Annotated in this window: 6 protein-coding genes; 2 read left to right on the top strand and 4 right to left on the bottom strand. The window is 43.3% G+C overall.

The window, feature by feature from the left end; translation table 11 throughout:
- Positions 1 to 30: 30 nt before the first annotated feature.
- Positions 31 to 2,166 carry a TonB-dependent receptor plug domain-containing protein gene (locus ACYUCY_RS13350; protein WP_460226999.1) on the bottom strand — a complete coding sequence of 712 codons (2,136 nt, stop codon included), beginning with the start codon at positions 2,164 to 2,166 and terminating at the stop codon, positions 31 to 33.
- A gap of 147 nt (positions 2,167 to 2,313) precedes the next feature.
- Positions 2,314 to 4,071 carry an alpha/beta hydrolase family protein gene (locus ACYUCY_RS13345; RefSeq protein ID WP_460226998.1) on the bottom strand — a complete coding sequence of 586 codons (1,758 nt, stop codon included), beginning with the start codon at positions 4,069 to 4,071 and terminating at the stop codon, positions 2,314 to 2,316.
- A 280-nt stretch (positions 4,072 to 4,351) separates the two neighbouring features.
- Here ACYUCY_RS13345 and ACYUCY_RS13340 point away from each other — a divergent pair, with 280 nt between their 5' ends.
- A complete protein-coding gene (locus ACYUCY_RS13340) occupies positions 4,352 to 5,143 on the top strand; it encodes a DeoR family transcriptional regulator (RefSeq protein ID WP_460226997.1) in 792 nt (263 codons plus the stop codon).
- Between the two features lie 10 nt (positions 5,144 to 5,153).
- Here the strand turns inward: ACYUCY_RS13340 and ACYUCY_RS13335 are convergent, their stop codons facing one another.
- Complete coding sequence (locus ACYUCY_RS13335) at positions 5,154 to 6,830, bottom strand: glycerol-3-phosphate dehydrogenase/oxidase (RefSeq protein ID WP_460226996.1); 1,677 nt, start codon at positions 6,828 to 6,830, stop codon at positions 5,154 to 5,156.
- A 585-nt stretch (positions 6,831 to 7,415) separates the two neighbouring features.
- Between ACYUCY_RS13335 and ACYUCY_RS13330 the strand changes: the two genes are divergently transcribed.
- Positions 7,416 to 9,641: a TonB-dependent receptor gene (locus ACYUCY_RS13330; RefSeq protein WP_460226995.1), complete on the top strand. Its 2,226-nt coding sequence runs from the start codon at positions 7,416 to 7,418 to the stop codon at positions 9,639 to 9,641.
- A gap of 147 nt (positions 9,642 to 9,788) precedes the next feature.
- On the opposite strand, the gene ACYUCY_RS13325 is transcribed toward ACYUCY_RS13330, so the two are convergent.
- Positions 9,789 to 12,665, bottom strand: a complete 2,877-nt coding sequence (locus ACYUCY_RS13325) for a hybrid sensor histidine kinase/response regulator (protein ID WP_460226994.1) — start codon at positions 12,663 to 12,665, stop codon at positions 9,789 to 9,791.
- Positions 12,666 to 12,763 lie beyond the last annotated feature (98 nt).

The following is a 12,763-nucleotide window of genomic DNA, read 5'->3' as shown; positions in this document are numbered from 1 at the left end:
CAGTCATTTTATTTTGCGAGTGTAAAAACGTTAAAATTGAATTTTAAATCCCACTGAAGGGAAAAACGGCAAGCCTTCGAATTGCCTAACGGGTACATTATTTCCGTAGCCAGATGGTGGCGAACTTAAGGTATCTTCGCCATTCGGCGCAAATTCGTAGCCTTGCACATTTTCTGAAAAGTACGCGTTTAATACATCAACATAAAAACTAAACATTCCGAAGCCGGTTTCTTTCGTGTATTCAACGCGCAAGTCTAAACGATGATAAAAAGGCAGGCGTTCGCTATTGAGTTCACCGTAGACAGGAATCGTCACGCCGGGATTGGTCACGCTAGCTTGCGTGTCGACGATCGGGGTATACAAGGCGCCGCTTTGCAAAGACCATTTGGCGCCTAACATCCATCCTCTTCCCAAATCGTAATTCGCGACAAGGTTAATAATGATGGGCTTATCAAATTCATAATCACGTGTAACACCGTTGCGATCATTACGACGTGTAGTTTCTGCAACACTAACGGCAACCCAACCATAAAGTTTATCGGTTAATTCTTTATTTAATAGAAACTCAAAACCGGTGGCTTCACCACTTAAGTCATTCGCGTAACGATTAGCGAAATCAGCATCCACACCGGGAGTTAAACCTAAGGGTAAATTACTCATCTCTTTGTGATAAAGGTCAATTTGCCAAGACCAACCGTCACCAAACCTGTTTTTAATCCCGATAACACTGTGAGTTGATTCTTCATATTCTAAACTTGGGTTTCCGGTCGCGGGAGAAATAAATTCCGGCTCAGAAATTTGTGAATATGTCCCGTAAGCCAAATAAAAATTCCAATCATCATTTAAAGTAAAGTCCGCCCGAAAACGCGGATCCAATTGCTTATCATCAAGGAAATCATCACTTAACTGATGCAAACCAAAGCGCATTGAAAACCAGTCACTCGGTTGCCAACGATCTTCTAAGTAAAGCGTGGTGGCCTTAACCTGAAAATTATCATCGAATTGCACCAACGGTGCATCAGTGGTGAGGCAGTTCGTATCGAAATCAGAACAAATTGGAATTTTTGCGTTAATTACTAAGTCGAAATCGATGTCCTCGACATACACGCCAGTAGTTATTTGATGCTGAGATGCAACGTCAATTAAAAAACGACCGTGTGCGATATCTCGAATAGTGGAAATATCAAAAAATTGCCCGGTACCATAAACGTATTCGTCGCTTTCATCTAAACGGGATAACACTAAACTGCTGCTCATTTTCCCGGATGCCGATTGCCAATCCCAAAGTAAACCTTGGCTGTCGAAACGAGTATCTAAACTTGCTGGACCAGAAAGATCAGGATCGGTTAGTGCAGTATTTGAAGTTTGACCAAAGGTGAGCTTGGCCTTATCGCCCGCACCCGCCGCCAAAAAACTTAAACGCTGTTGTGTGGTGAGATCCCAGGTTGCTTTTACTTGATAGTCATCGGCAACGGGAAGACTGTTAACAACAACGCCCTCTTCTTCATCGTCGAGATCTTCTTCATTAATAAACTGATCAATTAAACTTCGTCGGTAAGACGCATAAATAGCGCTGTCTTCGGTAATCGCGGTTTCAATCATCGCGCCCGAACTCAAAAAGCTAGCGTCGAGTGTTGTAGTAAATCGCTGCTGCTTTGGATCACGAAGTCTGACATCAACTATTGCGCCGGTCGCATTGCCAAATTCACTAGAAAAAGCAGCAGGATATAAATCGAAACTATGAATAAGGTTGTGATTGAAAATACTATTTCCAAATAAATGGAACACGTAGCGCGCAGGCATTAAATCAATAAGATAGCCATTATCCGCCGGAGACGAACCGCGCACCGCCGGCTCGCTACTGTAATCACTGGCGAAAGTTACGCCGGGCAAGGACAATATTGCCGCCAGTGGATCAAGCCCAGCGCCGGCTACGTTCATCAATAGTTCTGTATCGGGGCGAATATCTGTTTTTGCAGGAAGGGGTTGGCCAACGACGAGAACTTCTTCTATATCCTCTGCTGGTCGCGTCTCCGCTTGCCTGGAAACCGGAGATGGATTGGCCGTTTCTGATTGAGAGTAACTCGATTGAGGGTAGGTAAATAATAAAGTGAAAGGTACTACTATCAGTAGCGGAGTCGGGGCCGCCGAGAACAAGCGAGTCATTATGAAGGTCCTTAGTCATTGAATTCGCAAATCTAAAGGCCGTAGTGTAGCACTGGTTTTAGATTGGATCTCCGACCCCGACTTCTAAATTAGGTTATTTTGTAGCCTTATTGCACAGATACCCTCCGAACAAACCCTCTACATCTATCAAACAATATGCGTCGCCTGACCCGCCACAATATACCAGGTGACAAATAAAGCATTTACCAGCGCACCAAGGTATGACCTTCCAGTGATTCGAAAACAGTATGTCGTGATGCACGCGATTACGATGAGCAAGGGTACAAACTGAATGGCAACAATGGTCAACAATGATTGATTAATAAGTAAGGTGCCGGTTTGAAATAGAGAAGCATATTGAATCAATAACAATACAATGAACCCGCCAGAAGCAATAAGCGCATTCACGCAAAATTGTGCAGCGAGATTTTGTTCTTTGGCTTGCCAAAAGGCACTACGCAAGGGGCCCATCAGATTCGCCGAAAATGTGAGAAAAAACACAACGAATATCGGCAAATAACAGAAGAATATTTTCCACTGTGGCCAAGACATTGGCTTTAAAGCGACGACCCAAAATCGAAAATCGCTATTGAAGATTGATTGCACGCCGGAAGCGAGAATCGACAATACAAGCATAATCACAGTAGCCAAAATGATGGTGCTGAATATTTCTTTAAGGCTTATAGTTAAACCATAACTTTCGAATCCACTCCCTCTGACTTTTGCACTACTCCAATGTCGAACTGACAACAATGCAAGCGTTATCAATCCATTTAAAACCGCCCACCCAGCAATCGCCGTCGTAATATTTTGTGGCCAGAACCAACTACCGGGGATTGCTGACGCCGTCCAATCGTAAAATACGAAAAAGCTCGCCGCCGGAATCGTCGTTGTTAACAAAGCGCCCATCCACCAGAATACGCCGCTGTCTCGATGGTTCACAGGCGATTGTTTTTTTAACGAAGCAAAAAAAGGCATATGCAAAAGCAACTGGCAAAGTGGGAAAATAAATAAAATAATCCCAATAAGCGCAATCAACGTTCCCAACTCTTTCCATAAAAATATGTGGTCATCCGGCGCTATCTCGCTTGGTTGATTCAAGCTTAATTGTAACCACGAGACGGCGTTAAGAATTGCTTCCGGAGAAATATGGTCGCCAGGGTGTGTCGTCGCAGGCTGATAAAGTATTCGTCCTGTGCCCTGCTCAATGTCACCATATAACTTTCCGACTTCTACGGGAGAATCGGTGCCGAAAAGTTCCATTAGTATTGGCGAGCTTGCAAGGTCTTGCGGTTTTGATCCGCGCCACATCATTTCGGAAAATTCATCATAGAGGCTAAACACAATGGCGATATTTTTTGGATCATTCGCGCTGCCAGTAAAATTACCAAAGGCCAATGACGTTGTCGAAGAACCCTCCATCACTATTGCGTGATACTGATCAGGCATCTGCTGAGTCGCTGCGCGACTTGCCCAGCCCCCCATCGAATGACCCTCTAAACCAATTCGATTGGTGTCAACAAATGGCAGGCTGCGTAAATATGTCAAACCGTCCGTTGCGCCGAAGGCGTTCGCAAATGCCGGAGGATCAGTATAGCCATGACCACTTTGATCAATAGCGAGAACAACGAAACCACGTCGAGCCAATTCAATCGCAAAACCCGATTGAGTTTCACGGGAATTTATATAGCCATGAATCGCCAATACGCCCGGCGCTTTATTCTCAGCGCTTGCCGTATCTGGCTTGTAAAGAAGCGCACTCATAGTGCCGCCGGAAGCCGTTGGGAACCGCAGATCTGAGATCGTAACTTTGCCTCCGGCCGTGCTAATCGTTTTTGATAACGCGCTACCAAAGAGAACCAAAACGAGCGAGATCACTAAAAACAAAACAGGTTTTTTCAACATAATTATTTTTCTTTTTGTTGGCGAGCCTGGCATCGAAAATTTGCTGCCTACTCGGGGTTAATTCAAATTGATAAATGTAGATATGTTACTTCTGAACTACTCGGGTCACAAAATACCTGAGCGACTATCAAACCAACCGATCGACGGAGTTTAATTCACGCAAATAGGCCCCTCCTCAACAAACTCCCCACATTTGAGAAATACGAAGGCAGGTACTTAAAACTAGAAAATAGCAAAAATCGCTGTACACTATGCCATCCGATGTTATTTAGAGAGTCCAATGTCAAAACGTATCAGTCGCCTCGACGAGATTGCCCGTCTAGTCCGACAAGAAGGTTTCGCCAGTATCGAAGAGCTCGCTGGCAACTTTCAAGTCACTCCCCAAACTATTCGCCGAGATATTAATAGCCTCTGTGAAGACGGGATCCTGAGGCGATATCACGGTGGCGCTGGTTTGGCGACAAGCAACAGCAATGTTGATTACAAAGATCGACAGACCCTCTATTCAAACGAAAAAAATAGTATTGCTCAACTCGTTGCAGACTTTATTCCAAACGACGCTTCTCTGTTCATTAATATCGGTACGACAACTGAAGAAGTCGCAAAACATTTACTCGATCACAAAAACCTTCGCGTCGTCACCAACAATCTCAATGTCGCTAATTTGCTTAGCAGCAATGAAACATTCGAAGTTATCATTGCTGGCGGCTCGGTGCGCCCCTGGGATAAAGGTATAACCGGTGAAGCAACTATAGACCTAATCAAACAATTTAGAGTTGACTACGGCATTATTGGGATCTCGGCAATCGACAGTGACGGTGCATTATTAGATTTCGATTATCACGAAGTTCGCGTCGCCCAAGCTATTATTGAGAATTCTCGTAATACGTTATTAGTCGCCGATCATAGTAAAATTGGTCGCAAAGCAATGGTGAGGCTCGGTCACCTTTCCCAAGTTGAAATGTGGTTTACCGATCAAGAACCCAGCGACGAGTTAATGAGCATTGCCAAAAGAGAAAATGTAGAAATTTATTTTCCTGCGAAAGTTTCCCACATTAACTCCGTTTCTTAGTTGTCTTTACCTACGCTCCCACAGCATGAACAACAGGGCCCTCAAATCCGAGAATAAGCTGTCGATATTCCTGTACTTTCATATCAGCTTTGGATTCACCAAATAAAATTGCCGCTATATGTAAAAGTGCAGGATGGTTAATTAATTCCTTCATCGGCAGCAGCTGTGCTATTTTCGTTCTTCGCCGTAAAAAATCGTCTAGCGTGATAATCATTTCTTGCTTTGCCATCAGCATTACTTCTGCAACACATATATCCATACCGGGAATTATTGGGTCGGTAGTTGTTGGATTTTGTTCTGCGATAATCAATATTTCATTTGCTTGCTCGCCATATAAACGCCACCAACGCTCCACCTGAGCAGGCTTAACTTCCGTCTTTGACCTAGATAAAGCAACGCTTAACTCACAACCGAAACCATGAGTCGCGGCACGATACAAAAAGTTCTTTTTATCTTGTTCAGCGGCTTCGCCGTACCATTTTTTCCTTTGACTGTTTGGCAGAATATCGAAGCGTTCACATTCGTCAATTAAAGTGTTGCCGATATTAATACAATCAGTAATCTTGCCACCAAAAATACTAATGAATTTATCGTCAGTATTTTTGTGGATCCGATGTTTACGCGATAAATTTATCCAATCGGCCGTTTCATGCTTTCTTCGCTCAACAACTAAAGGACGCACTCCACAGCGTTCGGCAATAATATTTGCCCGCGTTAAAGGCTCTTTTAACCTTAATAACTTGTTAACGTTTCTCAGAATAAAATCTCGATCATCATCGCAAACTTCAACCTCTGGATCTTCAACTTGCGTGTCGGTTGTACCAATACAAGTGTAACTGCCCATAGGAATAACAAAAAAAAGACGTCCATCGCTAGCAAAAAATGCCAAGACTCGCTCATGTTCCGTTAGCTGAGGAACGATCAGGTGTACGCCTTTGGAAAATACATGACGATAAGGAGTGTGTTGCGCAATGCCTTGATTGTATTCATCAACGAAGGCGCCGCAAGCATTGATCAAAACTTTCGATTTTAAATTAATCCGTCTGCCACTGAGCTCGTCCCGCAATTCTGTAACCCAATGCCAGCCACCACCGGGACGACGTTCTGAACCCAAGGCTTCGACATAGTTTGCGACTGCAGCACCACTCCCCATGGCAGCCTGGATAAAACCAAAAACAAAACGCGAATCATTTTCAGGCAAATAACAATCTGAGTACTCCACACCTCCAGCCAGCTCATCAATATTGATTACGGATTCTTGAGACTGCATATCGCTGCGTGTTAACAATCTTGGTGCCTTAGTGCGAAAATTACCGATAATCCAATAAAACAAAGCTCCTAAGTAAACACACCAGCTAGGCCAGCGAAAGTTTTTATTTATGGCCGTTAAAAATCGAACCTCTTTCACTTGTGAAGGGTATTCATCCATCAATAGGTTGCGGCTCTTACACAACTTACGTACTAAAAGTAATTCGCCGCTTTCTAAATATTTAATTCCACCCCACGCCAAGTTAGATGAGTTTGAACTAGAAAAGCTGGCGAAATCAGATTTTTCTACCAGCGCAACCTTCGCCCCTTGTTTAGATAGGGCTGCTGCTGCAACCGCACCATTAATACCTCCCCCCAAGATAAGAACATCGAATTCCTCTTCGGCAAAGCGTTGCAAACTAGACTGTCTTTGATTCATGAAAAACGATCACTAACTATATTGATAACAGAGAGGGTTTAGAAGCGCGAAATTATAGTTCACTTTCGAACTTTATTGGATCAGTATTTAGTTTTATTTTCTTATTCGAATGTTTGTACAACATACTATTGATCCAAGCTAAGCCCACGGGGAAGCCCAAAGGAGCATAACTTATTGTATTTGTTAGCTATTTATACATTTTGTGACACACAAACAATTATAAACCCTTACATCGCCAAGCTAACACCATGTACTCACTCAAACCAAAGTGCTAGCTAGTCGGTGAAAAACTTTCGGGGTGACAAGAATAGATAGCTAAAAATACGAACACTAAAATGCGTAACACCCAGAAAAAAAAGGGTATTTTTGTCTTTTCTACGAAAAACAGCGCGCCCGTTCACCTTTATCTAGCGACGCCCAACAATCGGTCTTTCTATTTCTAATAGCAACATTTATTAGAAATCATGTTCTATTTTTTTAAATAATGCAGTATTGTGTTCGTTTTCGAAACGATAATAATAAATAAGTAACATTTTAAGCCTGAGCGTCTTCCCAGTAACAATAATTAAAACCTAGGGGTGTCAAATGAATTCCAAGTTTATTCTAAAATCCTCAATTCCCTGTTTCCTAATCCCGACATTGTTGGCGGTCTCTAGCGCAAATGCCCAGCAAACGCGCGAGATAGAAGAGATCATGGTGACAGCGACTAAGCGAGTACAAAGTCTGCAAGATATCTCTGTCGCGGTGAGCGTTATCGATGGCCAGATGGTAGAGAATGCGCAAATGGATAATGGTACTGATATTGCCCGCCTGTCTCCCAACGTTAACGTGTCGTATTTTGGCTTACCTGACCAGCCCAAATATTCCTTACGGGGCGCGGCCACAACAGACTTTGCTTTAAACACTTCTTCAGCAACAGGCACTATTGTTGATGAAGTTAACTTGGCCGCCTCTTATTTCGGCGGCCCACTGCTATTCGATATCGAACGTATTGAAGCCCTCCGGGGTCCGCAGGGAACACTATTCGGAAAAAACACAACGGGTGGCGCCCTGCACTTTATAACTCGTAAACCCAGCTTTGAAACCGGCGGCTATATCAAAGCCTCTCTCGGTGAATATGGCTACGGCCACGTTGATGGCGCAGTCGAAACACCCCTTGTTGGCGACCAGCTTGCAGCCCGTCTCGCATTTAGCTATTCAAACAGTGATGGGTTTTGGGAAAACGAAAACCCCAATGGTTCAGACTTAGGAGATATCGACAACCGGGCCGCTCGACTTTCATTCCTCTATCAAAATGAAGGCTTCGATGCGACATTGCGATTAATCTCGTCGCGAAGCAGTCCAAAAGCAGCAGGCGTAATTGCCGTCGGCAGCGGCCCAGGTAACACCAATGCTATAGGGGTTAACCCTCGAGTCTCTTCTATCACCGGAAGCTCTTACGATCTTCACGAAGGTTTCTGGGATCGATCTGGAGATATCGAAGTTAAAACTGATGGTGCTTACCTAACCATGAATTTTGATTTAGGAGACCTGACCTTAAGCTCGGTAACATCGAAAATCTCTGGCTCATTTTTAAATCTCGTCGATGCTGACGGCAGCATGAATAATTTGCTTCATATCGATTTTTACGCGGAGTCTGACGAAGTTCAACAAGACTTAAGGATTACATCGAACTACGATTCTGGATTTAATTTTATCGCTGGGATTTATTATTTCGACGAACAGTCGGAAATCCCTACGACAACTCGTTTATTCGAGGAATTTATTCGCGACCCTAGTTTTGACCCAATGATAGATCCCTTTGCCAATACCCCGAGTTACGTTGAAACTGATTATGATCAGCGTCGAACTTCCTACGCTGCTTATTTTAATGGCAACCTAGACCTAAGTGATTCGCTAGTTTTGAACGCTGGAATTCGTTGGACTCAAGACGAAGGCGATCTGAATAATTTCACCTCAACCGGTACGTTTTTGTTGCCAGCAAGCATGGTCATGGTGCCATTTATTGTCGACAATCCTGCCAACGATTTAGACTATTCCGATTCTGACTTTACTGGAAAGATTGGTTTAGATCTTAAATTAGATCGAGGGTCATTGTTGTATGGACATTATTCTCGCGGCTATCGCAGCAGCGCGTTTGATGGTAGCGCCTTGTTCTCTACCAACCAACTAAGCACCGCAGCGCCGGAAACAATCGATACGATTGAATTTGGTTACAAAACACAATTTGCAGACAATCGTGTTCGAGTAAACTCGGCTGTGTTTTTCTCGAATTACAATGATTTGCAATTTCTCAACGTGATCAGCGCAACCGAGTCACAACTGGTCAACGAAGATGCAGAAATGTATGGCCTAGAAGTAGAGGCTATGGTCTTAGCAAGCGAAAATTTACAGTTGAGTTTAGGTTTGGGTTACTTACAAGGTGAATACAAAGACGCCGTACTTAACGGCGTTGATATCAGCGGTAATGATTTGGTTGAAGCCCCCGACATTAATTTTCATCTTGCTGTCGATTACAATATCGAGATTGGGAGCAGCTTGCTGACTTTACATGCGGACACTAATTTTGTGGACGAGCAGTATTTTGATGCTTTCAATTCCGAAGACGTTGCAACCGATAGTTTTTGGAATGCGAATGGAAAAATAATTTTCATTCCAGGTGATGGAAAATTCCAATTTTCAATATGGGGTAAGAACCTGACTAACAACGACGAATATGTTGGGCGAATTCGAGCAGGCGCCGTAAATTCCGTGTTTGGCATTGCTCCTCAACCACGCCGGTTCGGTATTGACGCAACATTTAATTTCTAGGGTTCAGAATAGACTTCTCAGAAATAGAAAATATTCAGCCACCAAGATAATTGGCGGCTGAATATCAATGATTTGTAAAGTGTAAAAATTTTAGAAAAGTGGAGCCGTCGATAAAAGTATTTGTTCAGGAAAGATTATTCGGCTATTTTATTCCTCGGTTCGCTCAAGAACTTGGCGAGACTGCTGATCAGCAGCTTCAGAAAACTGTTTTAATAGCTTCTCTAGTTTACTAATATCAATTGGCTTGCTCAAATATTCGTCCATACCTGCCTCAAAACACTCATCAACTTGAGTCTGCACGGCGTGAGCAGTCAGTGCAACAATACGGATAGGCGGTTTTTCTTTTTTTTGCTCCCATTCGCGAATATGTTTTGTTGCCGAAATCCCATCCATAACCGGCATATCGCAATCCATCAACACCAAATCAAAATGACCTGTTCCTTCTTGAACCGCTCTCAATGCTTTCTCACCGTCTTCAACGAGCGTTACTGATTGATCTAAACGCTTGAGAATACCGTCAATAACCATTTGATTTACTGAGTTGTCTTCCGCCACCAATATGGAAAGTTTTGCCAAACTCTTACTTTCATCCGAGCTAACGATCATGTCACCGTCTTGAGCTTCATCTTTGGACAGCAATTCTTTGTAGGCTTGTTTTAACTCAGCGGGAAGCGTTGGTTTTTCTTTGATTCGCTTTATGCCCGCCGCTGACAAAGTATGTGGTGCAGGGAAATTGGTTGCAGAAGTTAATAGTAAGCGAGGGATATTTTTGAAACGCGGATCTTGTTGAATTCTGCGACTGGTCTCCAACCCATCCATTTTTGGCATCACTAAGTCCAAGCTAATTAAATCAAAGTGATTACCTTTTTCGAATTCTCTTTCGAGAACCTCTAGCCCTTCCTCACCATCGCGAGCAACATAACTATCCATTCCCCAAGTGCGCGCTTGGCTTTGCAGTAATTCCGCGAAAGTATAATTGTCTTCAACAATTAGCAGCTTGTAGCCGCTAAGATCTATGTCACTGGCATCTAAAGAGCGTTGTACAAAGTCACTCTTCGGCAGTTTTGCGGTGATCCAAAAAGTTGAACCTTTGCCCTCTTCACTTTCTACGCCAATATCACCGGCCATCAAATAAGCCAATTGTTTACTTATAGAAAGACCCAAACCGGTTCCACCATGTATGCGTGCAGTTGACGTACTGGCCTGTGAAAAAGCTTTGAATAATTTTTGTTGGTTCGCTTTACTAATACCTTCACCAGAATCAATCACGGCGATACGAACCATATCTTCTTGACCCGCAACGAGATCTATTCGCAAAACTATTTGACCTTTCTCGGTAAACTTTATCGCGTTACTGATAAAATTGAGGATCACTTGTTTTACGCGATTAGGGTCTCCCAACACAAAAGACGGCATATCTAAATCAAGGTCAGCAATCAACTCGATATTTTTTTCAGCTGCCTTTACTTTGAATATATCGAGACTATCTACCGCTAGGCGCTGCAAACTAAAAGGAATTTTTTCTAGCTCCATCTTCCCGGAAGAAAATTTTGAGTAGTCGAGAATGTCATTAATTATTGTCAGTAGTGATGTGCCAGAGGATCGTATAATGTTGGTGTAATAAATATTCGTTTTATCTTTTAGTCGATCAGACAATAGTTCTGCCATACCTAACACCCCACTGAGTGGGGTGCGAATTTCATGGCTCATACGAGCAAGAAACTCGCTTTTAGCTTTATTATCAGCTTCCGCTTCCATCGTCGATTGTCGCATCGTTCGAATCCGATGCGCTAAGGCGAGAGCCAATAAAAGAACTTGTGCATCATAGCTAACGATCATTACCCAATAAGGTTCGCCTGGGAGAAAAACCGGACCGCGGCTAAGGCCAGACAAAAAATTTACGATAGATAGGCTATAAATGGTCCAAGCTATTAAATAGTATCTGCCGTGAACCACACCATTTCGCATCGCGAAATATCCAGCATAAATAAAACTTGCATACGCAGCGAGAGAGGTCAAAGACAATAGAAGAATGTTTGTTTCTGGAAACAGAATTCGAATAATCACCAAGGCGACCATAAATCCGAATAAGCCATAAAAAAAGCGGGTGAAATTTTTGGAAATTCTTGGTAGCTCCAAAAATTGAAGTGTAAACGTTATCCCGACAAGAACGGGCATATAAATAAATACGGGCCCGAGATAAACCTCCACCCAAGGATACTCAGGCCAAAGATACTTAAAGCTCAAACCTCTATACACCAGCATCCACATGCCACTGGAGACGAGGTAAAGTGAGTACATAAAATATGATTTGTCCAAGGTGGCGGCTGCCAACACCAAATGGTAAAACATCATGATCGCCAGTACGCCAAATGCAAATCCTAAGGCTGAAGCTTCGAATATTTCACTTTCAGTGAGCAATATTTCAGTCGTCAGGTTTGGATAGAAAAACGGATTGGCAGCTTTTTCGATTGTAAATATCAGGGTAAGGTTGGCATTCGCTGGAAGTTGCAGAGGAAAATGAATAAATCGGTGTGGGTGTGGCCGCTCTGAAAAAGTTTCTTTGCTGGACAAGATTGTCTCTTGGATTAACTGCCCATCCGCAAGTAGATACAAAGTTATGTCGCCACCAAAACCGCTATCTAAACCAAATAGCCATTCATCGTTCGGGTCAAGTTGGCCAGTACTAAAATCTGCCCTTACCCACAAAGGCGATCCACCAAATTCATCGATATTTAAAAATTCGCCTGGATTTAGCTGCCCCGACTCAATATCTTGTTCAGCAACCGCTCGCCAATCGAGCTTATCGCCCTTAAAGACATACGCTGAGTAACTAAGGTCGATTTTCTCCGCCGCTTCTACATGAATGGTCCTTCCAGGAACTCCTAGCTCTGTATCATCTGCACTGGACGCGCCCCAGGGGATCAGCAGGGTAAATAGTAGGCAGATCGCCGTCTTGAACCAAGGCGAAATTTTGACGCTATCGCCCCTAAAAGACCGCAAGCCGGAAAAGGAATCACTCATTAATTACTGCTCTCAAATGCTCATTATCTAATAAGCTTAGCAGAAATATGGAAATCCTCCGGCGTGCCCGCAGTAGGTGGCCCCCTACTGTTTGGCTC

The organism is Aurantivibrio infirmus (assembly GCF_054767315.1).
This window is presented reverse-complemented; position numbering and strand designations above follow the sequence as displayed.

What these genes read in the sequence shown, in the direction of transcription:
- ACYUCY_RS13350 (WP_460226999.1), bottom strand. Translation starts at nt 2,166, where the DNA reads ATGACTCGCTTGTTCTCGGCGGCCCCGACTCCGCTACTGATAGTAGTA.
- ACYUCY_RS13345 (WP_460226998.1), bottom strand. Translation starts at nt 4,071, where the DNA reads ATGTTGAAAAAACCTGTTTTGTTTTTAGTGATCTCGCTCGTTTTGGTT.
- ACYUCY_RS13340 (WP_460226997.1), top strand. Translation starts at nt 4,352, where the DNA reads ATGTCAAAACGTATCAGTCGCCTCGACGAGATTGCCCGTCTAGTCCGA.
- ACYUCY_RS13335 (WP_460226996.1), bottom strand. Translation starts at nt 6,830, where the DNA reads ATGAATCAAAGACAGTCTAGTTTGCAACGCTTTGCCGAAGAGGAATTC.
- ACYUCY_RS13330 (WP_460226995.1), top strand. Translation starts at nt 7,416, where the DNA reads ATGAATTCCAAGTTTATTCTAAAATCCTCAATTCCCTGTTTCCTAATC.
- ACYUCY_RS13325 (WP_460226994.1), bottom strand. Translation starts at nt 12,665, where the DNA reads ATGAGTGATTCCTTTTCCGGCTTGCGGTCTTTTAGGGGCGATAGCGTC.